Source organism: Bacillus sp. FJAT-14266, from assembly GCF_001719225.1.
Classification (GTDB): domain Bacteria; phylum Bacillota; class Bacilli; order Bacillales; family Bacillaceae; genus Bacillus; species Bacillus subtilis.
In genome coordinates this window covers 2,103,137-2,124,684 of record NZ_CP017072.1, presented here as the reverse complement: position 1 = coordinate 2,124,684, position 21,548 = coordinate 2,103,137, and the positions used below count along the sequence as shown (strand labels likewise).

The window sequence follows — 21,548 nt, the reverse complement described above, 5'->3', positions numbered from 1 at the left end:
ATGTAAAAATAGAATGAAAATGATTCTGCTTTTCAATAAAATCTATAGGTTTTAAGCAATATGCTTATGTAATGGAGGTTCACAAATTTGAAAGTAAGAACACAGATGATGTACGATATGGAAACTTTACTCCGTAAAGTCTTTAAACAAATACGCAATGAAATCAATGAAATTTTAGATAAAGAGCTGTCGCGGAATGAATTCACCATTCTTCGAATCCTTAGTGAACAAGGGCCTAAAAAAGTCACTGAATTTGCGCCTATTTTAGAGGTATCGGCAAGCCACATTACGGCTGTGACCGATGCGCTGGTAGAAAAGGAATGGATTACGAGAATCAGATCGAAGGAAGACAGACGCATCATCCGCATTCATATCACTGAAGCAGGCGAAAAAGTCCTTCAGCACTTTAACGAGAAAAAAACGGAATATTTCTTTAAACGCTTTGACTGCTACACTGATGCTGAACTTGCCACGTTAATCGAGCTCTTCAGCAAACTTGATAAAAAACGGTGAAAAAAAGCACATACCGATATATAGGTATGTGCTTTTCGCAGTGCTTCACTTATTTTTCAGTAAACAGCTTCATTGCTTTCCAGCGGCCATATCTATAATACAAAAATGCCGCGCAGCTGCTAAATAAAAAACTCATTCCGATTCCAAGCCCGATTCCTTTTTGTCCAAGCCAAGCTGAAAATAGAGCTGTGAAAGGATATCTCAACACCCAAAACGAGATTAAATTTAATACCAGAACCTGCAGCATCGCTCCCGCGGCCCTGACGATTCCGTTCAGCACAAAATTAATCCCAATAAAAGGGTAGAAAAACGCGATCCACTTCAAATATTGTTCACCAAATGCGACCGCATCGGGCTCACTGATAAATAACCTTATGAGATATTTACCAAATACCCAAATCATAACCGCAATCACCAGCATGCAGGAAATAACAGCTATCACACCTAGCCTTGCAATTGTTCCCACTCTTTTTTCGTTTCCGATTCCAATATTTTGTCCTGCCATACTATTGACGGCCGTACCGGCAGCCATTGCTGGAAGCGTGATGATGCTATCAAGCCGCTGCACCGCGCCAAAGCCTGATACCACGTGATCCCCGTATGAGTTAACAACACTCATAATCGCCATCATACCGCCTGTAATCACCATCATCTGCAGACCTGCCGGAATCCCGAGTTTCAAAATCAGCGCGGACTCTTCCCACTTGGGCATTCTCGGAATTGAGAATGGCACAAGCTTGTGTTTGACGACATAAAACAACCCATACAAAAACGCAATGCCCTGTGACAAAATCGTTGAATAAGCCGCTCCCGCTATTCCCATGCGGAACACAGAAATAAAGAGCGGCGCAAGCACTGTATTCAGTACAACAGCAAACGCAATAAACCGGAGAGGTGTCTTGCTGTCGCCCAGCGCACGAAGCACAGTACTGATAAAGTTATAACCAAACAAAAATAAAATGCCGATAAATTGAATCTGTAAATACGTCTCAGCAAGCGGTATCATTGACTCCGGCGTTTTTAGAAGACGCAGCAAAAGCTCTGAGAGAAAAAAACCGGCCGCGCCGAATCCGATGCTTAGGCCTGTTAATAAAACAACAAAAGCGTTAATATACGACGCCATTCCTTTTACATCATCTTTTCCTTTTTGCTGAGATAAAATTGTTAATGTTGCATTGTTAAGGCCCAAAATAAAAGACAGCACGGTCAAAACAACCGTGCTTGATACCGCGGCTGCCCCAAGGGCCTTTGCCCCCAGTAAATTGCCGATCCACAAGCTGTCTATAAATTGAAAGGAAACCTGCAATGCGTTTCCGAGCATAATAGGCATTGAAAACAGTACAAGCTGTTTCAGCACGTTCCCCTGTGTAAAATCGTATGCTTTCATCTTTTCTCCTTGTGTTCTCAAATTTTCTTCGGACCACACGAAAAAAGAGACGTTGTTTCATGTCTCTTTTTTCATGACTTATCGGTTTTTTTTCGGTCTCGCATACCGAATGTAAACACCATCACACTTAGGAACAAGGCACAATAGGAAACATTCAAATACATTTGATCCATATCTTCAGCAGCCAGATGATGATAAGCAAGCCAGCCGAAGTACAGGGAAAATGTAAAGGATAATAAACTGAAATACTGGTAAATCCGTTTCATTTTCAGTCACCTCTATTGTTTAGGATGGTAATAGGAAAACTCAATTTCATCTTTTTCTAAATTTATCTTATCCGCTTTGACATACATTCCATTCGTTAAAGGCATTTCTGACAAACGCACTTCAATGCTTTTATCTCCGGGGTGAACATGGACAAATGACGGCAATTCATAAAAGCTGTCCATATAATTTAACACAAAGCTAATTGGTATACTCAATTTCCCTAACGAAAATTTCGTGACATTCAGCTCTACATCACCGTTTTTTTTCACGGTCGGCTCAAAAGCGATAAACGCATCAATAGACGTGGAAAATGCCTTGATTTTCCCTGCGACATGAACATCATCATCAATCTCTACTTTATAATCAAGCTTGTTTGATGCTTTGTCGTTTAAATATGAGTTAACAAACGCAGCTAATGATTCTTTTGTGCTTGTCACTTGAAATCCATACTCGCTCTCAGATGCATCTTTCACCTGAGCCTGTTCCCCCGGAAGCAAAACAAGTGCCACAAACCCGGCGGCGAGGATAAAATTGATTGCAAGCAATATAAAAAACAGTCGCTTCCACTTATTCATGCTGTCACCCTACTCTTTCGGTAATCCTTCTTTTTTAATGGCTTGATAGACGCGCTTTGCGATAAGAGAATAACCCGTACCATTAGGATGAAAATCATCTTCCTCAGAAATTCGGCTGCTGTCACTTTTTTGATTAAACAAATCTTCGATATGGACGATTTTTGCATGTTTATCTTTTTTCAGCTCTTTTTCAGCAATATGGTTCCAATCCGTGACGACACCATTTATTTCATTTAGTTCTGATAATGTAAACGTAAACGGATTGTACATGCTGACATAAATCAGCTCAGCGTGATCATTCAGCTCGCGAATTTCAGAAATGATTTTTTCAAAGCGCTTTTCGTACGGTTTTTCCGCTTCCTGAAACGGTTCAACGGTTAATTGCAGAAAGTTTTGGCGAAGGATTTTCATCAAATCATTACCGCCAATTGTAAAAAAGACATAATCTGCGTCCTTTATGCCTTTTTGAACCTTTTTATCTTTTAGTTTTTCTAATAAATCATCCGAACGGTTCCCTTTTACAGCATAATTTTTCACGTCGACCGTTTTGACTTGTTTATCTGACCGGATAGAATCCGCCACCTTGCCGACATATCCCTTTCCGTCGGGATCTCCGACTCCTTCTGTCAGCGAATCTCCGACAGCCGCTATGACAATGTGTTCTTTTGTTTTCGTTTCATGGGCTTTTTGTTTTCCCTCAGATGATGTACGTATGCTCGTACACGCAGTAAGAAGCAAAATCAAACTGGCCATGATTGAAAAAATGCGCAGCTTCAATCTTGTTGCTCCTTCCCATTCTACTAGTGGAAAGTGTATCATGTTTTAGAAGATTTGCAAATGCCTAGTCTCTTAGCTTACTTGAGTGTACTGGCTGACTTCACATCGGAAATGATATCATCGTACGGTGTATTCTCCACTCCATTGTAATCTTTCAGCACCTTACCGTCCGGACCTACCAAATAAAAAGAAGATTGATGAATCACTTGGTCCTCTCCCTCCGGCTTCTTTACGATCGCTTTAAAGCTCTTAAGTGCGAACTCCTCAATCTCACTCTGGCTGTATCCCGTGAGAAAATCCCAGTTATCAAAAGATAATGGATAATTTGCGGCAAATTTCTTCAGCTGTTTCGGCTTATCGTTTTCTGGATCAACACTAAATGATATGATGCGGACATCTATATTTTCGGCTTTCAGTTTTTTTTGCAGATCGGTCATATGAGCGGTCATTGGCGGACATATAGTTTCACAATTGGTAAAAATAAAATCCGCCAGCCATACTTCTCCTTTTAAACTCTCTAAAGAAACGTTCTTGCCGTCTTGGTTTTGAAATGTAAAAGGCTCCACCTCGTAATTGAGCGGATCTTTAATCTGCTGTCCTCCGCATGCACACAAAAACAGAAAAATCAGCCCAGCCGTTAACCCCTTGATAACCTTCATGACATCCATCCTTTCCAGCCAGCATAAAAACGCTTTCTAAAACCGTCCTTACTGTCCCATGTTTGTATTCGATACTGAGCAAAAAAAATCCTGCATGCCTCCCCATTAACGATTACAAAGGAGGGCATGCAGGTAAAAAACGGCATGTTACGCGTTGTGCTTTAACACCTCTTGATGAAATACAGCCTGATAATCTGCCCACTTCATCCGCCGCTTCATATAATGTCGGAAAGAATACACTTTTGCCCTGCTGTTTGATGAAAACACTTCTTTTAAGTAGAATTGCAAATGGTGATGTAACATAAAGAAATAGTGCTCATCTTCCTTTAATACAGGTATTTCTGTCACTTTCACCTGAATCCCGTCACCGCGTTTGAACTCTAGGCTTTTGAGTAACAAGCTATCAATCCTCTTTTTTGTTTTTCTTCTATTATATATGATGCCAGCCGGGCTGTCTGTCATTTTGCGCGGTTGTGTAAAAAAATTAGATTAGCAAATGGAACAAGTCCTCATCCTTGTTCACCTCTACATAATGAAACGGTTTTTTGTTCATCCGTTCAATCAGCGGCCCATAATCGGCTTTGTTCTGCAGCTCGATGCCGACAAGAGCAGGTCCATTGCTTTTATTATTTTTCTTCGTATATTCAAACCTTGTAATGTCATCATTCGGCCCGAGGACTTCGTCAAGAAATTCGCGGAGCGCCCCCGCTCTTTGTGGAAAATTGACGATAAAATAATGCTGAAGGCCTTCAAAAATCAAGGAACGCTCCTTCATTTCCTGCATTCTTCCGATATCGTTATTGCCCCCGCTTACCACACACACCACGTTTTTCCCTTTAATTTGATCCTTGTACAAATCAAGCGCTGCGACAGAAAGAGCTCCAGCCGGTTCAGCAACAACCGCACATTCGTTATATAATTCAAGAATGGATGTACATACTTTTCCTTCAGGCACAAGGAGAATGTCATCAACGACAGTTTCCAGCGTCCGGAAGGTTTCCTCGCCAATTTTTTTAACAGCCGCCCCATCTACAAACTTATCAATTTTATCAAGTGTGACGACATGCCCAGCTTTGTTTGATTCAAAGTAGGATGCCGCTCCCGCCGGCTCAACAGCAATTACCTTTGTATCAGGAGACACGTTTTTCAAATATGTACCTACCCCAGAGAGAAGGCCGCCGCCTCCGACACTTGCAAAAAGAAAATGCGGTTCTGTATCAATGTCGTTTAAAATCTCGACTGCGAGCGTTCCCTGTCCGGCCATCACATCCGGATCATCGAACGGATGGATAAACGTCCGAGATTCCGCCTCACAGCATTCAGCAGCGCTTTTATACGCGTCGTCAAACGTATCGCCTGTCAAAATAATATCGATAAATCCTTTTCCGAATAGTTCAACTTGAGATACTTTTTGTCTCGGTGTAGTAGACGGCATAAAAATTTTCCCGTGAATGCCAAGATGTTTACACGAAAATGCCACACCTTGAGCGTGGTTTCCGGCACTTGCACACACAACTCCGTTCTCTGTCTGCTCGCTGGAAAGCTGTTTCATTTTATGATAAGCCCCTCTGAGCTTAAAAGATCTGACAACTTGCAAGTCTTCGCGTTTTAAATAGATATTGCATTCATATCTCTCAGAAAGTCTGTCATTCCTCTGCAAAGGTGTGTGAATGACAACGTCCTTTACGTTTTGGTGAGCCTTCAAAATGTCTTTCACTTGGATGAGAGAGTTTTCTTTAAGCAACGGTTTCATGTACAGATTCCTTTCTTGTTTTAAATCCCTATTTAATATGCCATTATAACATGAATATTCAAAAAATAAGACAATTATTTTTATTTAATAATTAAAAAAATACAGACTATGTCCACCACATCTTGTGGTAACTTCTGTTCAACCATTATCCTGCAGAGCCAAGAAAAAAGATGATCGTAAAATAAAGGGTGTTTTCAACCAAAAGGCATGATATAATGAAACCAATTAGAACCAAAAGGAGCCAATTGATGAATAGTGCACCAAAACTCAATACATTTCAACATCTAATCGGAGAACATCAAACTTTCCTGGAAGCGAAGCGAATCGCCAAGCAGTTCTCGTTATCGGAGCTTCCTGTCTTAATAACAGGAAAAATCGGAACAGGCAAAAATCACTTCGCACATGCCATACACTTGGAATCTTCGAGAAGCAATGAACCGTTTATAAGCGTCAATTGCAGCACCCATTCGGAAGAAACCCTTATTCATGAGCTTTTTGGCCCTAACGGAAACACAGGTGTTTTTCAAAAAGCGGTACGAGGAACCCTTTTTCTTGATGATGTATGGCGCATGCCTGCTTCTGTACAAGCTCAGCTGTTAAAAGCGCTTGATTCAGACACGGAGAAACCGCGAATGATCTGTGCTTCTGCAGACCGATCCGTGGAACATACATTCAGGCAAGACTTATTCTACAGACTGAACATTTTAACGCTCACACTGCCCGAATTATCGGAACGAAAAAGCGATATTCCGCTTTTGACACAGCATTTTCTCTCAAATTCCGGTCAGCAATTGTTAATCGATCCCTCCGTTTTTCCCGTGCTTGAGAAGCATGCATTTGAAGGCAATGTCAGGGAATTAAAAAACGCTGCAGATTATATGGCGGCAGTATCAAGCGGAGGAACGATCCAGCCATATGACCTGCCGCCATATATTAGAGGCGCGATAGACGGAAAAACGTCGAAGAAAAAAGCGAAGCTGCTGACTTTAATGGAAAAAGCTGAGTTTTTGTTTATTTTGGAAACAATAAAAGTATTGAACGAAAAAGGAGAACCTGCCAGCAGACGGATCATTTCTGAACACAGCAAAAATACCCAAACCTCGTTAACTCCTCAGCAGGTCAGAAGCCGTCTCGACTATTTGGAGAAAAAAGATTATGTCACCAAAAGCCGCGGACGCGCAGGCACAAAAATTACCTTTGAGGGCTTGAGCTTTATAGAGACGTTAAAAAATCAAATGATCTAGCGATCGAAAGGAGAATGCACTTGTTTACAATCAAAGAAGAGATCGCCAATGCGATTACACACGGCATCGGTGTCCTCTTATCCATCCCAGCATTAGTGTTTCTAATCATATTTGCGGCTAATTACGGGTCTGCATGGGACATTGTCAGCTTTACAATATTCGGTGTCTCTATGCTGCTGTTATATTTGAGCTCCACCCTGCTTCACAGCATCACACATAAAAAAACGAAGGACATTTTGGAGATTATTGATCATAGCGCGATTTACGTACTCATCGCCGGAACCTACACGCCTTTTTTGCTTGGGCCGCTGAAAGGCACACTCGGCTTTACCCTGTTGGTTATCGTATGGTCACTTGCCCTAGGCGGAATCGTTTTTAAAATTTTCTTTGTGAAACGGTTTATCCTATTGTCAACCTTCGTGTATTTAGTCATGGGGTGGCTGATGATTATTGCAGTTAAACCTTTATATGCTTCACTGAGCGGAGCGGGATTCAGCCTCCTTTTTCTCGGCGGCATTTTATACTCTGTCGGAACCATCTTTTACATTTGGAAAAAGATCCCCTTCCATCACGCCATTTGGCACAGCTTTGTATTGGGCGGGAGCGCTGCTATGTTTTTCTGCGTGCTCTTCTATTGTGTAAAGGTGCCGTTCCTTTCGTAACAGTAACAGAAAAGCGCAGTCTTCACGACTGCGCTTTTTTTATGCACGTAATTGTTTTTCATTGGCAGGTATATAAGCTTTTGAAAAGGACAATTCAATGTCTGCCGGTTTTAAGCGTTTAAAAAACGAGCCCTTTTGCATGTTATCTGTTCCTTTCGTTTCCACCATCACCAACGGAAGATGATAGCGGGCCGCAAGTTCTACAGGATCAATAGAACCATCTAGTGAAAGAATCAGGCTTTGTCCCTTTTCCAGCTGTTTTGTCACATCTTCATATACCTTTTCTGAATCCCCGTCTGAAATCACATCCATCCGATCCAGCCATTGCCCGATAAAAGGCAAGCGGAACACTTTTGGGTTGGCGATAAAGCCGGCCGGTTCCTCAATATATCCAGCAATTAAGGCCAGTTCAGCCAAACGCAAACGGGGATGCACATACAAAACAGGACCGTGTGGTATTGGCTCTGGCTGATGGATCGTCACAACTGAACCGGAGATGCCGATACAGCCTTCCAAAAACGCCTTTGGCTGTTCGTACACAAGAGTCATCTGTTTTTTGTATGACAGACGGGGATCGAGCATTGTTTGATTAAATAATTGTTTCATATTTTTTAACAGCATATACACAATATAAACCACTAGAAGGCTGTAGCGAACCAATTAAAATCCTCCCGCTTTAGAAGAATTCTTTTTTTCATACATTAGAAATTCGTAATCATACGGGTTTTTTTCGTCTTTGGTCCCCTGCTCAGAAGAAACCAACTTCCAATTGGATTCATCAAATTCAGGAAAGTGACGGTCACCCTCAAACTCGTGATGAATTTTCGTCATATACAGTCTGTCCGCATAAGGGAACAGGTCCGTATAGAGCTGAGCCCCTCCGATCACAAAGCATTCTTCAGGGCCTGAACAAATGTCCAGTACATCCTTTAATGAACCGACAACCGTGCATCCCGGAAATTCTGAAGCCGGCGCTGAGGTAACGACAATATTTTTCCGATTTGGAAGCGGACGTCCGATCGATTCAAATGTTTTTCGGCCCATAATGATTGAATGGCCCGATGTTACTTTCTTAAAGTATGCAAGATCATTGGGCAAATGCCACGGCAAATCATTATCTTTGCCGATAAGCCTGTTGGCATCCATCGCAAAAATGAATGAAATCATACGCTGACCGCCCCTTTTATATGAGGATGCGGATCATAATCCTCGATGATAAAGTCCTCAAATGCAAAGTTAAAAATAGAATCAACCTTTCTGGCGAAACGAAGCTGCGGAAGCGGTCTAACATCTCTTTCAAGCTGCAAATTGACTTGTTCAATATGATTTTGATAGATATGAACATCACCAAATGTATGGATGAACTCGCCCGGTTCAAGCCCAGTCACATGAGCAATCATCATGGTTAGCAGGGCATAAGATGCAATATTAAACGGCACACCTAAGAAAACATCGGCAGAGCGCTGATACAGCTGACAGGACAGCTTGCCGTCAGACACATAGAATTGGTACAGGCAATGGCACGGCGGCAACGCCATTTTATCAATTTCACCAACATTCCAGGCGCTGACGATTAAGCGTCTGGAGTTCGGATTTGTCTTAATATCTTCAATAAGACGGGAAATTTGATCAATGGTTTCTCCATCAGCTCCCCGCCAAGAACGCCATTGGGAGCCATATACAGGTCCAAGTTCACCGTTTTCATCAGCCCACTCATTCCAAATTCGCACTCCGTTTTCCTGCAGATAGCGTACATTCGTATCTCCTTTTAAGAACCACAGCAGTTCATGCGCAATTGATTTAAAGTGGAGTTTTTTAGTGGTGAGCATCGGAAAGCCTTCCCGTAAATTAAATCTCATTTGATATCCAAAAGTGCTGATTGTTCCGGTCCCTGTCCGGTCTCCCTTTTTCTCACCATGCTCTAAAACATGTCTGCATAAATCCTTATACTGTTTCATTTTTTTCATCCTTTAAAAGTAGTCTTCTAGTAGTGTAACACAATAAAAAATCATTTCTGAACCCAGAAATGATTTTTTTATAGTCAGCTGACGACAGGCTTTTCATCCTGTTCTTTTTCTTCATCTTGCAGATCCTGATGCGTATGTGCAATTCTGCTCGCCGCTGCTGCAGCAAGTGCTGCCACAATATCATCCAAAAAGGTGTGAATACCGTCTGGACTTTCATCAAGTTCCTTAATAATTCCAATCTTCTCTTTATCCAAATAACCGAAATTGGTCAAACCGATCGACCCGTACACATTAACGATTGAAAGCGGGATAATTTCATCTATGCCGTAAAGCGGTTCATCCGTTTCAACAAGGTGCTGCAGCGGTTCGGGGAGAAGCTTCTGTTCTGCAAGCTGATCGAGTGCAAGGCCTGTCAAAACAGCATGAATAATTTCACGTTTGTTCAGGACTTTTTCTACATTCTCCATGCAAACACTGAGCGGCAGATTTGGATTGTATTTTTCCTGAAGTTTTTGAACAATCCGTGCAATATCTTCTATCATAACGCCCCGTTTGTTCAGCATATCCTTTGTTATATCGACCATTTCATTCATTGTGTACTTTTTCATGTCTAATGGCATCTCCTTTAGGCACTCATCCAGTTGGGAGGCGTGTTGCGGTCCCAGTAAATGCTCCCAAGCTCATGATGTGATTGAAATCCATCTTCTGCTGTATGATAATGAAAATTAAACCAGTAGCCGTCATGAGGCGGGTGGTCTCTTCGCACATGGAATCTGAGAAGATCTTCTCCAGTTGTCCGATTGTAAACGTTGAAAATTTTTTCCGTTTTGCCCGCTGAAGGCATGCTTGAGATCACAACATCTTGGTACGCCTCATCATCTTGCAATGTCGCTAAATAATCACTAATCACATTTTCGATTTTTGGCAGGATCTCTTTCCGATAGTCATCCTCAATGACAGGAGCGATTCTGCTGCCGAATTTTAAAAAGGACTGATCCTCAGCGCTGTCAAGGAGCTGTTCCTTGTACGATTGAAAAAGCAGTTCAGGATCTCGCCTGTCATCCGACTCATCATCGTACAGGTCATGCTCATCATAAAAAGCGGTGTAATCATTCTGCTCAAGACTGCTCGGCTGTCCGGAAGGCTTGTCCGCCATAAGGGCAGCCGGAGGAGATACGAGCCCGAACGTTACAATGGTAAATAAAACCACAAGGGTCTTTCTCATCCACAATTTCATGACTGCTTATTCCTCTCTATTTTATTGTCATGTTTCTCTTATTTTAGCACATCCAAAACATGCAAGTCATGTACTATATGAAACTGATATGCAAATTAGGAGATTCGTTGCTATGCACTTTGTGTAAAAACGCTTACAATATTCCATGAAAGGAGGCTTTCCGCATGATTGACGCTCTGTTTGCCACAGTTTCACTCTTAACATTATTATACTTTGTCGTCATGGAGGTCACCGATTAACAGAAAGCCCGTGATATGAATCACGGGCTTGTTTGAATGACGCCATAATGGAACAGTGCTGTTTTTCTTTTCATGACGTTAAAACCAAACTGTTCAAACCGCGGACTTTTCCAGTGGTCTTTTAGCACAACGCTTTTTCTGGCGACTCGTACCGCTTCATTGATACATCCTTCGTGTAAAACTGAATCCTCTGCCAAATCACGTAAAGGCGCGATGCCGTCAGAGGTCTCTACAGGTTCATGAAACATTGGATCGAAATAAACCACATCAACAGAGTTGTCAGGAAGCTGTTTGATGTATTCTAAGCAATCACCATTCTTCACCTGGATTCTTCTCATCGCAGCTTGAAGCTCTTCTATACCCGTTTCCCATGAATGCAGCCCCGTCCCCACTAAAACAGACACAAGATGGTTTTTTTCAATCCCAACAACAGAACCCGTTTCGCCTACTGCCATACTTGCGATAATGGCATCTGACCCCAGCCCGAGTGTGCAATCTAAAAACGTATCCCCTTCAGATAATCCGGCAGCCCGAAGCATAGGCTCTTGCTCTCCCTGTAAGAAGCGTTTGGCTCTGAACATCGCTGTATTCGGATGAAAAAAGAATTTGGCACCTTGTTTCGTATACAGCTCAAACCGCTCTTTGCCGACCACAAGCAAATCACGTTCAGCTGATTTCAGCAGGTGTTCAACCGTTTGTTTATTCCGGCCGCAGTATGGCATATTTAGCTCTTTAGAAAGCTGCTTTGCAGTTTTTATGGTGTGTTCAGACGGTCTATAGCTTGTTGTTATCATCTTCTGTACTCCCAAAAAGAAAATGCCCGGAGAACGGGCATTTAGCAGTGCGCATCGAAGGCAGCAGTCAGATTTTTCATGATTTCTTCCATATCGTGTCCTTCAATTTCATGACGCGGAATAAAATGTACGACTTCTTTGCCTTTCAAAAGAGCCATTGATGGTGAAGAAGGCTCCTGGCCAGTAAAATACTCACGCATTTTCGCAGTAGCTTCTTTATCTTGGCCCGCAAATACAGTCACCGTATTGTCAGGTGTTTTGTCATTCTGGAGGACTGCCTGTGTAGCCGCAGGACGCGCAAGGCCTGCCGCGCAGCCGCATACAGAGTTAACGACTACAAGAGTTGTGCCCTCTGCCTTTTCCATAAAGTTTTCTACTTCTTCCGCTGTTGTTAACTCTTCAAAACCTGCTCCAGTCAGCTCGCGGCGCATCGGTACGACAAGCTGGCGCATGTATTCTTCATAAGCCATTGACATAAAAAAAGCCCCCTCTAGTATCCTTCATCTGAAGTAAAGGATACTATAGAGAGGGCCGGATTTCAAATGTTCACGCCTTAAAATAAAAGAAAGTGTCCCCAGCTATCTAGATTTTCATAATACCGCCGGTGTTGGCACTTGTCACAAGTTTAGAATAACGTGCCAGGTAGCCGGTTTTCACTTTCGGTTCAAAACCTTTCCAGTTCGCTTTTCGTTTTTCCCACTCTTCTTCTGGCACTTGTACATCCAAGATGCGTTTTTCAATATCAACGATAATATGGTCTCCGTTTTCAACAAAGGCAAGCGGCCCGCCCTCAGCGGCCTCAGGTGATACGTGGCCGATTGAGAGGCCACGGGAGGCTCCGGAAAAACGTCCGTCCGTAATCAATGCCACTTTTGGCCCGAGTCCCATTCCAACGATTTGGGATGTTGGCGCCAGCATTTCCGGCATGCCAGGTCCGCCTTTTGGCCCTTCGTATCTGATGATGACAACGTCGCCTTCTTTTACTTTTCGGTTGATAATGCCGTCAAGCGCCTCGTCCTGAGAATCGAATACGACAGCCGGCCCTTCGTGTCTTGTAATCCCATTCTGTACGCCGCCTGTTTTAATGATAGCGCCGTCCGGAGCTAGATTACCGAATAAAACAGCAAGGCCTCCCTTTTCAGTGAATGGTTGATCCAGCGGGTGAATGACGTCATAATCCTTTACTTCATGTCCGGCAATGGTTTCTCCAAGAGTTTTTCCTGTAACAGTCAGCGCATCTAAATGAAGCGCTCCTTCTTTCTTCGAAAGCTCATTCAGAGCCGCTGAAACGCCGCCCGCTTCGTGAAGATCTTCAATAAACACATCCGATGCAGGCGCAAGCTTAGCCAAGTGCGGCACGCGCTCAGCGACTTCGTTAATGCGTTCTAAAGAGTATTCAACGCCGGCTTCGTTTGCAAGGGCAAGGGTATGAAGAACGGTATTTGTAGAACCTCCGAGCGCCATATCGAGTGCAAACGCGTTATCAATCGCTTTTACTGTAACAATATCACGCGGTTTGATATCTTTGCGAATCGTTTCCATTAATTGCGCAGCCGATTTTCTCACAAACTCTTTGCGTTCCGGAGATGTTGCCAGAATGGTTCCATTACCCGGCAAAGCAAGACCAAGTGCTTCTGACAGACAGTTCATTGAGTTCGCCGTAAACATGCCTGAGCAAGACCCGCACGTTGGGCATCCGAACTGCTCTAGTTCTTGAAGCTCGTTTTCGTTGATTTTCCCTGCTTGGTAGGCGCCTACCCCTTCGAATACTGAGGAAAGGGAGATTTTTCGCCCGTCACTTGTTCTTCCTGCCGCCATCGGTCCGCCGCTGACAAAAATCGTCGGAATGTTGATGCGCATTGCCGCCATAAGCATTCCCGGTGTGATTTTATCGCAGTTCGGAATACAGACCATTCCGTCAAACCAGTGTGCGGATACAACCGTTTCCACAGAGTCTGCGATAATTTCACGGCTTGGCAGCGAATATCTCATACCGATATGCCCCATTGCGATGCCATCATCTACCCCAATGGTATTAAATTCAAACGGAACGCCCCCTGCTTCTCTGATTGCTTCTTTTACGATTTTCCCAAACTCCTGCAAGTGAACATGACCGGGAACGATATCAATGTATGAATTACACACCGCAATAAACGGCTTGCCGAAATCCTCTTCTTTTACCCCTGCTGCACGAAGCAAACTGCGGTGCGGAGCTCTATCGATTCCTTGTGTGATCATATTACTGCGTAATTCTGCCATGGTGATCCTCCTAAATTCTTTCAATTGTTTGATTGGATTTTATTTTGAAAATTTTCAGTTTATTTATGGGCTGTTTTTGCAAATAAGATAAATACAGGCCGCCCTCACCTTGTTTTGTTCTTTCGTGTTTTTATATTTATATAGCTTTCTTTCGATTTGAACCCTCCAACTATTAATATTGTTACTTACTATAAATAGTTTTCAGATATTTTTCAACAATATTCGAAATAATTTTTATAAAAAGTGAATTCACATAAAAAAGGTGCATGATCTGCACCTTTTTTATTTCTATTCGCCTTTTTTTCTGCTTTCCGTCATTTGTTTCCAAACAGAACCTTTTGCTTCTTCTCCATGCTCAATACGTTCAAGCGCCATTTTGACTTGAAGGCTGACCTCAAATTCAGGGTCATCTTCGGCAGCGCGCAAAGCTTCAATTGCACTTTCATCGCCGACTTCGTACAGGAACATGGCCGCACGCCAGCGAACAAGCTTGCTGGAGTCGCTTAACGACTTGATCATAGCGGGAATGGCTTGAGGATCGCCGATATCAGACAGGCAGTCTCCGGCCGTTCTTCTGACTGATACAGCTTTGTCCTCAAGTGCTTTATACAATAGAGGAAGAACATCAGGTGTTTCAATCATCCCTAAGTACACAACAGCCTGTCTTCTGATGGACACCTTTGGATCATCCAATGCCTTCTGTAAAACCGGGATATCCTCTTCTTTCGGATCCATCTGTTCCAAGTGTGCATAACGCTTTTTCCAGTCCTCATCATCTAGCATGTCAAGCGTTACTTTATACGCTTTGCGCTGTACAGCTTGTTTTGCTTCGCCCTTTCCTTGAGCGGCTGCTTCAGTCAGTCGTTTCAGCCGTTCATCACTGTATGCCGCTTGAAGCTCTTCTGTCACATCATGGCCGATTTCATCAAAGTCACCGAATCTGACACCTTGTTCTTTCCAAGCCCGCTCAAACACAACATTGGAAGCTTCAGATCTAAGTTTTAAGATCGCCTGCTGAAAGCGTTCAGGTAAGCCGAAGCGTTCTTCCCGCTCTCCATCGGTTAATTTAACTTGCATAGGAATGCCGCTGAACATCTGCACAAAAACTTTTACCTCTCCAAAAGATTCTTGATCAGAACGATTTTCTTCTGCGCTTTCAGCACTTTCCATCCCAAATGCAGTGCGGACTTGCGGTAAAATGTCTTTCCAGTCGTATCTTGCATTCCGTTCAACAGCAAGAAAATCTGCGACGTGATATACCCCTTTAACTCCATCTATTTTAAGGATTTCCGCTATAACAAGCGGTGCGCCTTCTGCTTGCTCAGGTTTATAGTTATTGCTTTTGCCCGCCGGAAGCTCTTCCGTTAAGATGACTTTCATTGTATTCGGGCTTGGTGTAGGTTCAATTGATTTTATCTTCATGATCGTCCTCCTATAGCATATCTGTGACTTATTCTATCATAGTCGCTCCAAGCCTTCTATTACGACGTTTCGGCATCAATCCCGGGTATGTCTTTTTCTAATTGGCGGACAAATTGAAGCATAAAATTGTGTCTTTCTTCTGCCAGTTCCCGTGCAGTGTCTGTATTCATCATATCTTTCAGCCGCAGCAGCTTATGAAAAAAATGAGCGTAGGCGCTTTGCTCATCTCCATAAAGGCCATGCCCTTTTGCGCCCGCAAACATGAAAGCTCTCGCAATGCCGACAGCACCAATCGCATCAAGTCTGTCAGCATCCTGTACAGCTTTTCCTTCAATTGAGAGCGGCTCCTTCGCCAATTTCCCCCTGTCCCGAAAGGACATCCTTGTTATAATATGAATCACCCTGTCAGCATTCTCTTTTCCTACTCCGAAAAAAACGAGCTGATCATATACTTCGCTCACAGAAAGCCTGACCGTGTCAGGCAGCTTCACATCAATTAAATCATGAACCAAAGCCGCCGTTTCAACAATGAACAAATCCGCTTTTTCCTTTTCTCCAATATACGCTGCAAGATCTGCTACTCTTGATACATGATGCCAGTCATGTCCAGAGCTTTCGTCAGTCAGGATAGATTGAACCCATGTCCTGATTTGCTCTGCCTGCTTCAATTCCTTCACAAAAACACCCTCTTTTTATTGCTCTAATAGCTTCACGATATCGTCTTCCAACTCTTTCGGATTTGTATTTGGTGAATAACGGCCAACGATTTCTCCATTTCTATCCACTATAAATTTCGTGAAATTCCACTTGATCGCCTTAGTTCCCAGCATCCCTTTCGCATGTTCTGTCAAATACACAAACAGCGGGTGGGCGTTTTTCCCGTTTACATCCACTTTTGAAAACATAGGAAATGTAACACCGTAATTTGTTTCACAAAATTCCTGTATGTCAGCCTCTTCACCAGGCTCTTGGTTCATGAATTGATTGCAGGGGAACCCTAAGATCTCCAGCCCCTCCTGCTGATATGTATCATATAATTCCTGCAGCTGCTTCAATTGGGAAGTAAAACCGCACTTACTTGCTGTATTCACGATCATCAGTACCTTTCCCGCGAAAGGCTGAAGTGTCATGTCTTTCCCTGTGATTGTACGTACCTTCATATGATAAATAGACATGTAAGTCCCTCCTATGTCCCTGGTGCTGATTATTTTACCTTTTTTAAATCGCAATTCAAAATGTAAACATCAATTAAGAACTCATAAGAAACCTAACGATATAAGCGTCCGTTCATTATCAATTCATATGGCTCGTTTTTTATCTTATCATTCTATAAAACATTACAATTCCCTCTGACATCTTTGAAAATCATTTTACTGTGAAACCAAAAGGCGTGTCAGTGCGTTTTATTTAAAGAGTTTTCTGTTGTTTCCCCCTCAACACGTATAGATAGATTGAAAATTGGCGTGAAAATTCCTATAATGAAGAAAATTAAACGGGGAAATAATGGAGGTGGCACGTTGCCTATTAATATACCAACACACCTGCCGGCAAAACAGGTGCTTGAAAGTGAACATATATTTGTAATGGATGAAAGCAGAGCATTTCATCAGGATATCCGGCCGCAAAAAATTATTATATTAAATTTGATGCCGAAAAAAATCCAAACAGAGACTCAGCTTCTCAGATTGCTTGGAAATTCGCCTTTACAGGTTCATTTCACATTTTTAATCCCAAGCACACACACGCCGAAAAATACTGCGAGAGAACACCTTGACGAATTTTACACGACTTTTTCCAATATCCGTCACAAGAGGTTTGACGGCATGATTATCACCGGTGCGCCGATCGAGCATTTGGCGTTTGAAGAGGTTTCATATTGGGAAGAGCTCAAGGAAATCATGGAGTGGAGCAAAACAAATGTCACTTCAACCTTGCATATTTGCTGGGGTGCTCAAGCAGGTTTGTACTACCATTACGGTGTGGAAAAAATTCAAATGCCGAAAAAAATCTTCGGTGTGTTCGAACATACCGTTCTTTCAAAACACGAAAGATTGGTAAGAGGTTTTGACGAGCTATACTACGTGCCGCATTCCCGGCATACAGATATAAATATGGAACAGCTTCAAGCAGTGCCCGAGTTAAACATTCTTACCGCATCAAAGGAAGCCGGGGTGTGCTTAATTGTGTCCAAAGACGAAAAACAAGTCTTTTTGACAGGGCACCCTGAATATGATACAAATACGCTTCTTCAAGAGTATGAAAGAGATTTGGAACGAAACCTTTCTACTGTCGAGGAGCCTAAACATTATTTTGCAAAAGGCAGCAACGAGCCAGTGAATCGCTGGAAAGCGCATGCCACATTATTGTTTATGAATTGGCTGAATTATTACGTTTACCAAGAAACTCCTTATGAATGGGACTAATTTTTCTTTTTTTAGTGATACGCTGAGCAAAAAATATGATAAAATACATCTGATTCAGTCTGCGTATAACAAAAATTTAAAATACTGGAATCCAAATCATTTAAAATTAGCTTAACTTTTTCACTGCATTAATAATTCGATTATGTATTTGTGTTATGTTTATGTATAGACAATAACTCCTTACGATGCATGAAGCTTGCTTGTTGTTGATTACATTGAGGTGAATTTACTTGAATACCAATAAAAGAGTATTAATTTTGACTGCAAATTACGGAAATGGACATGTGCAGGTAGCCAAAACACTTTATGAACAATGTGTACGGCTCGGCTTTCAGCATGTAACAGTTTCTAATTTGTACCAAGAGTCAAATCCGATTGTTTCAGAGGTAACTCAATACCTTTATTTAAAAAGCTTCTCAATCGGGAAACAGTTTTATCGTTTGTTTTATTACGGAGTTGACAAAATCTATAATAAACGTAAATTCAATATTTACTTTAAAATGGGTAATAAAAGATTGGGCGAACTTGTCGATGAACATCAGCCCGATATTATTATTAATACATTTCCGATGATCGTCGTGCCGGAATACAGACGCCGAACTGGAAGAGTCATTCCTACCTTCAACGTTATGACTGATTTTTGTCTTCATAAAATTTGGGTTCACGAAAACGTGGATAAATATTATGTGGCGACAGATTACGTGAAGGAAAAACTGCTGGAGATCGGCACTCATCCAAGCAACGTAAAAATCACAGGAATTCCAATCAGGCCGCAATTTGAAGAATCCATGCCGGTTGGCCCGATATATAAAAAGTACAATCTTTCACCAAACAAAAAAGTGCTTCTGATCATGGCAGGTGCTCACGGTGTATTAAAGAACGTAAAAGAGCTGTGCGAAAACCTTGTCAAGGATGACCAAGTGCAAGTAGTTGTCGTGTGCGGGAAAAATACGGCTTTAAAAGAATCTTTGAGTGCGCTTGAAGCGGAAAATGGTGACAAATTAAAAGTTCTGGGCTATGTGGAGCGTATTGATGAGCTATTTCGGATCACAGATTGCATGATTACCAAGCCCGGCGGCATTACTTTGACAGAAGCCACAGCCATTGGAGTGCCTGTCATTCTGTACAAACCCGTGCCTGGCCAGGAAAAAGAAAATGCAAACTTCTTTGAAGACCGCGGAGCTGCCATCGTTGTGAACCGTCATGAAGAGATTCTCGAATCAGTCACTTCCCTTCTTGCAGATGAAGATACCTTGCATCGCATGAAGAAAAACATTAAGGACCTTCATTTAGCAAACTCCTCTGAAGTGATTTTAGAGGATATCCTGAAGGAATCAGAAATGATGACTGCCAAACAAAAAGCCAAAGTGCTATCGTAATGGCGTACTTGAGAGCATACGAAGATCGTGTGCTCTTTTTATTTATATTCAGCCATTAATAAAAGCGGTTACATTTTTTTATGAAACTTGCCCTTCTTTTGAAAAATAAGCCGTTTCGAAACTTGACGGGTGCTCCCAGATGGTGTATAGTTGAACCATCATTTAACAATGAATCAAAGTTAGATGATGACAAAATTTTTTTTAGCACATGAGTGCTACAGTACTAGGAGGAATTAAGCAATATGCAAAACGGTAAAGTAAAATGGTTCAACAACGAAAAAGGATTCGGCTTCATTGAAGTTGAAGGCGGAGACGATGTATTTGTTCACTTCACAGCTATCGAAGGAGATGGATACAAATCATTAGAAGAAGGACAAGAAGTTTCTTTTGAAATTGTCGAAGGTAATCGTGGACCTCAAGCTTCTAATGTTGTAAAACTCTAAACTCAATACATGATGATGAGATGACAAATAGAGGAGAGGCATTCGCCTCTCCTATTTGATTTTCATCTGGATTTCAATCGCCAAAATGTTTTGTTTACACCTCTGTTCAATCTCTTCAACATACTTTTCCATTGATGGTTTTCCTTTTTTCGCGATATCGGCCAGTTCTTCTAAATCACTGTATATTTCTATAAATGTTTTGTGAAGGATCAACTTCAAGTCTTTATCATCCATAGCTGCGTTCCCCTTCTCTATCAAGATACCTCAAATAGTAAAACGGTCCTATTTATTCTGGTTCAATAGTTATATCGGCTTATTTTTATTTTCTTTTCTATTTTGGTACATAAATTTCAAAAAAACTCTGCAAAATAATGGCGGAGGTGTTTTTTGTGACTTCAGAATTTCATAATGAGGATCAGACCGGCTTTACGGATAAGCGGCAGCTGGAACTAGCGGTGGAAACAGCGCAGAAAACAACAGGAGCCGCGACGAGAGGCCAAAGCAAAACATTAGTCGACTCTGCATACCAAGCCATTGAGGATGCTAGAGAACTGTCACAATCTGAAGAGCTGGCAGCTCTCGATGATCCTGAATTTGTAAAGCAGCAACAGCAGCTGCTAGATGACAGCGAGCATCAGCTGGATGAATTCAAAGAATAAAAACCGCAGCTTCTGCGGTTTTTATTTTTAGTGATTGGTTAAGACATCTCCGTATTGTTTCAACTTTTCACCAACCGTACATTTATTGATACAAAATGAATGCGCATAAGTTTTGCCAAATTCTTTGCGAAACTGCTTCTTAATAAAACAGTCCTTGCAATATTCATCGTGCAGTTCTGTCAGTTCTTTAAAGATCATTTTCTTATCCAATATCGTCATCTCCGTTACGGTCTAATTTCGTGTGGCTTTCTACGAATTGATGGGATAGAATTTTTTTAGCGAGGCCGTCAGCTTCCTGATTGTCTTTTCGTTGTATTGTTTCGTAGGTTGGAGTAAGCTTCAGCGATTCAAGGAGTGCTTCTATTTTGTCCAGCCATTCATTATGAGATGGATCATAACAAGGCCAGCTGCCGTCAAGCTGATTCAGCACAACAAGCGAGTCCCCTTTGATTGTAATTGAATTTCTGCTTGCCCCAAGCTCTCTTACTTCTCTTATTGCTTCATAAAGCGCTGCGTATTCAGCTTCATTATTGGTTTTCAGCCGGAAGCTTTTATTTTTTCTCAAGCGATGCCGGGTTCCTCCCAATGAATAATAGATGACGATCCCGAGACCGGCCAGTTCGCTCTCTTTATCGAAACTGCCGTCAAAATAAACAGTAATGTCATCAGGCTCTTGAGCAAGCTCCTCTGTCAGCTTTTCCAATTCCTTCAGCGTCCAGCTGCCGCCTTTCTCGTCTTCGAACTCTAGCTCCTTCATGTATGGAAAACGGCCAAGTTCTCTGGCGAACGTACGTGCCTGCTGTGCTGTCAGCCAGTCTTCGCTAAAAAATGAGACGGATCCCGTTCCTTTTGCTTCTATTTTCAAATGCGGTCTGAGCTTCATTACAAT

Annotated in this window: 29 protein-coding genes; 8 read left to right on the top strand and 21 right to left on the bottom strand. The window is 42.2% G+C overall.

Annotation, left to right across the window (positions count from 1 at the left end; all coding sequences use genetic code 11):
• Positions 1–87: 87 nt before the first annotated feature.
• Entirely contained in the window at positions 88–513 is a 426-nt protein-coding gene (locus BGM23_RS11305; RefSeq protein WP_004398634.1) for a MarR family transcriptional regulator, read from the top strand.
• A 49-nt stretch (positions 514–562) separates the two neighbouring features.
• On the opposite strand, the gene BGM23_RS11300 is transcribed toward BGM23_RS11305, so the two are convergent.
• The 7 genes from BGM23_RS11300 to ilvA all read right to left on the bottom strand — a co-directional run bounded on the left by BGM23_RS11300 (position 563) and on the right by ilvA (position 5,931).
• Positions 563–1,900: an MATE family efflux transporter gene (locus BGM23_RS11300; RefSeq protein WP_038427776.1), complete on the bottom strand. Its 1,338-nt coding sequence runs from the start codon at positions 1,898–1,900 to the stop codon at positions 563–565.
• A 71-nt stretch (positions 1,901–1,971) separates the two neighbouring features.
• On the bottom strand, positions 1,972–2,166 hold the full coding sequence (gene ypmT, locus BGM23_RS11295; RefSeq protein ID WP_003230808.1) for a protein YpmT: 195 nt from the start codon (positions 2,164–2,166) through the stop codon (positions 1,972–1,974).
• A gap of 12 nt (positions 2,167–2,178) precedes the next feature.
• On the bottom strand, positions 2,179–2,742 hold the full coding sequence (locus BGM23_RS11290; RefSeq protein ID WP_003230807.1) for a YpmS family protein: 564 nt from the start codon (positions 2,740–2,742) through the stop codon (positions 2,179–2,181).
• Between the two features lie 9 nt (positions 2,743–2,751).
• Positions 2,752–3,519 carry an SGNH/GDSL hydrolase family protein gene (locus BGM23_RS11285; RefSeq protein WP_003245956.1) on the bottom strand — a complete coding sequence of 256 codons (768 nt, stop codon included), beginning with the start codon at positions 3,517–3,519 and terminating at the stop codon, positions 2,752–2,754.
• 77 nt (positions 3,520–3,596) lie between these two features.
• Complete coding sequence (gene scuA / locus BGM23_RS11280; RefSeq protein WP_003245947.1) at positions 3,597–4,178, bottom strand: cytochrome c oxidase assembly accessory protein ScuA; 582 nt, start codon at positions 4,176–4,178, stop codon at positions 3,597–3,599.
• Positions 4,179–4,325: 147 nt separating this feature from the next.
• A complete protein-coding gene (locus BGM23_RS11270; protein ID WP_004399020.1) occupies positions 4,326–4,577 on the bottom strand; it encodes a YpmP family protein in 252 nt (83 codons plus the stop codon).
• Between the two features lie 85 nt (positions 4,578–4,662).
• On the bottom strand, positions 4,663–5,931 hold the full coding sequence (ilvA, locus tag BGM23_RS11265; protein ID WP_003230803.1) for a threonine ammonia-lyase IlvA: 1,269 nt from the start codon (positions 5,929–5,931) through the stop codon (positions 4,663–4,665).
• A 248-nt stretch (positions 5,932–6,179) separates the two neighbouring features.
• Here ilvA and BGM23_RS11260 point away from each other — a divergent pair, with 248 nt between their 5' ends.
• Positions 6,180–7,175 (top strand): sigma 54-interacting transcriptional regulator, encoded by a 996-nt coding sequence (locus tag BGM23_RS11260; RefSeq protein ID WP_033884735.1) that lies wholly within the window; start codon positions 6,180–6,182, stop codon positions 7,173–7,175.
• Positions 7,176–7,195: 20 nt separating this feature from the next.
• Positions 7,196–7,837: a PAQR family membrane homeostasis protein TrhA gene (gene trhA, locus BGM23_RS11255; RefSeq protein WP_004398522.1), complete on the top strand. Its 642-nt coding sequence runs from the start codon at positions 7,196–7,198 to the stop codon at positions 7,835–7,837.
• A gap of 39 nt (positions 7,838–7,876) precedes the next feature.
• On the opposite strand, the gene BGM23_RS11250 is transcribed toward trhA, so the two are convergent.
• From BGM23_RS11250 to BGM23_RS11200, 11 genes are all read right to left on the bottom strand, one after another.
• On the bottom strand, positions 7,877–8,497 hold the full coding sequence (locus tag BGM23_RS11250) for a hypothetical protein (RefSeq protein ID WP_015251864.1): 621 nt from the start codon (positions 8,495–8,497) through the stop codon (positions 7,877–7,879).
• Positions 8,498–9,004, bottom strand: a complete 507-nt coding sequence (gene dfrA, locus BGM23_RS11245; protein WP_015251863.1) for a dihydrofolate reductase DfrA — start codon at positions 9,002–9,004, stop codon at positions 8,498–8,500.
• Positions 9,001–9,795, bottom strand: coding sequence for a thymidylate synthase (locus BGM23_RS11240; protein ID WP_046663397.1), 795 nt, complete (start codon positions 9,793–9,795; stop codon positions 9,001–9,003). The genes dfrA and BGM23_RS11240 overlap by 4 nt, the downstream gene beginning before the upstream one ends.
• Positions 9,796–9,878: 83 nt before the next feature.
• Positions 9,879–10,412 carry a phosphatidylglycerophosphatase A family protein gene (locus tag BGM23_RS11235; RefSeq protein ID WP_003230797.1) on the bottom strand — a complete coding sequence of 178 codons (534 nt, stop codon included), beginning with the start codon at positions 10,410–10,412 and terminating at the stop codon, positions 9,879–9,881.
• A gap of 17 nt (positions 10,413–10,429) precedes the next feature.
• Complete coding sequence (locus BGM23_RS11230; RefSeq protein ID WP_009967559.1) at positions 10,430–11,041, bottom strand: YpjP family protein; 612 nt, start codon at positions 11,039–11,041, stop codon at positions 10,430–10,432.
• 259 nt (positions 11,042–11,300) lie between these two features.
• Positions 11,301–12,074 (bottom strand): class I SAM-dependent methyltransferase, encoded by a 774-nt coding sequence (locus tag BGM23_RS11225; RefSeq protein WP_015714131.1) that lies wholly within the window; start codon positions 12,072–12,074, stop codon positions 11,301–11,303.
• A gap of 41 nt (positions 12,075–12,115) precedes the next feature.
• Positions 12,116–12,550: a bacilliredoxin BrxA gene (gene brxA / locus BGM23_RS11220; RefSeq protein WP_003230794.1), complete on the bottom strand. Its 435-nt coding sequence runs from the start codon at positions 12,548–12,550 to the stop codon at positions 12,116–12,118.
• A gap of 106 nt (positions 12,551–12,656) precedes the next feature.
• Positions 12,657–14,333 (bottom strand): dihydroxy-acid dehydratase, encoded by a 1,677-nt coding sequence (gene ilvD, locus BGM23_RS11215; protein WP_009967560.1) that lies wholly within the window; start codon positions 14,331–14,333, stop codon positions 12,657–12,659.
• 288 nt (positions 14,334–14,621) lie between these two features.
• Complete coding sequence (locus BGM23_RS11210) at positions 14,622–15,755, bottom strand: conserved virulence factor C family protein (RefSeq protein ID WP_004398677.1); 1,134 nt, start codon at positions 15,753–15,755, stop codon at positions 14,622–14,624.
• A gap of 59 nt (positions 15,756–15,814) precedes the next feature.
• A complete protein-coding gene (gene hdhQ / locus BGM23_RS11205) occupies positions 15,815–16,432 on the bottom strand; it encodes an Mn(2+)-dependent (deoxy)ribonucleoside pyrophosphohydrolase (protein WP_003230787.1) in 618 nt (205 codons plus the stop codon).
• Between the two features lie 15 nt (positions 16,433–16,447).
• Positions 16,448–16,930: a glutathione peroxidase gene (locus tag BGM23_RS11200; RefSeq protein ID WP_003230784.1), complete on the bottom strand. Its 483-nt coding sequence runs from the start codon at positions 16,928–16,930 to the stop codon at positions 16,448–16,450.
• Between the two features lie 342 nt (positions 16,931–17,272).
• Between BGM23_RS11200 and metA the strand changes: the two genes are divergently transcribed.
• The 4 genes from metA to cspD all read left to right on the top strand — a co-directional run bounded on the left by metA (position 17,273) and on the right by cspD (position 20,000).
• The gene (metA, locus tag BGM23_RS11195; protein ID WP_015714134.1) at positions 17,273–18,178 is read left to right on the top strand and encodes a homoserine O-acetyltransferase MetA; all 906 of its coding nucleotides are present in this window, start codon (positions 17,273–17,275) and stop codon (positions 18,176–18,178) included.
• A 230-nt stretch (positions 18,179–18,408) separates the two neighbouring features.
• Positions 18,409–19,557, top strand: a complete 1,149-nt coding sequence (locus tag BGM23_RS11190; RefSeq protein ID WP_003246153.1) for a diglucosyl diacylglycerol synthase — start codon at positions 18,409–18,411, stop codon at positions 19,555–19,557.
• 80 nt (positions 19,558–19,637) lie between these two features.
• Positions 19,638–19,769 (top strand): hypothetical protein, encoded by a 132-nt coding sequence (locus BGM23_RS21870; protein ID WP_120363447.1) that lies wholly within the window; start codon positions 19,638–19,640, stop codon positions 19,767–19,769.
• A gap of 30 nt (positions 19,770–19,799) precedes the next feature.
• Complete coding sequence (cspD, locus tag BGM23_RS11185; protein WP_003230776.1) at positions 19,800–20,000, top strand: cold-shock protein CspD; 201 nt, start codon at positions 19,800–19,802, stop codon at positions 19,998–20,000.
• Between the two features lie 51 nt (positions 20,001–20,051).
• Here the strand turns inward: cspD and degR are convergent, their stop codons facing one another.
• Positions 20,052–20,234: a transcriptional regulator DegR gene (gene degR / locus BGM23_RS11180; protein WP_003230774.1), complete on the bottom strand. Its 183-nt coding sequence runs from the start codon at positions 20,232–20,234 to the stop codon at positions 20,052–20,054.
• A gap of 155 nt (positions 20,235–20,389) precedes the next feature.
• Between degR and BGM23_RS11175 the strand changes: the two genes are divergently transcribed.
• On the top strand, positions 20,390–20,659 hold the full coding sequence (locus BGM23_RS11175; protein WP_004398863.1) for a DUF2564 family protein: 270 nt from the start codon (positions 20,390–20,392) through the stop codon (positions 20,657–20,659).
• 27 nt (positions 20,660–20,686) lie between these two features.
• Here the strand turns inward: BGM23_RS11175 and BGM23_RS11170 are convergent, their stop codons facing one another.
• Both BGM23_RS11170 and BGM23_RS11165 read right to left on the bottom strand, forming a co-directional pair.
• Complete coding sequence (locus BGM23_RS11170; RefSeq protein WP_004399003.1) at positions 20,687–20,869, bottom strand: zinc-finger domain-containing protein; 183 nt, start codon at positions 20,867–20,869, stop codon at positions 20,687–20,689.
• Positions 20,862–21,542 carry a ribonuclease H family protein gene (locus tag BGM23_RS11165; RefSeq protein ID WP_003230769.1) on the bottom strand — a complete coding sequence of 227 codons (681 nt, stop codon included), beginning with the start codon at positions 21,540–21,542 and terminating at the stop codon, positions 20,862–20,864. The genes BGM23_RS11170 and BGM23_RS11165 overlap by 8 nt, the downstream gene beginning before the upstream one ends.
• Positions 21,543–21,548: the final 6 nt, after the last annotated feature.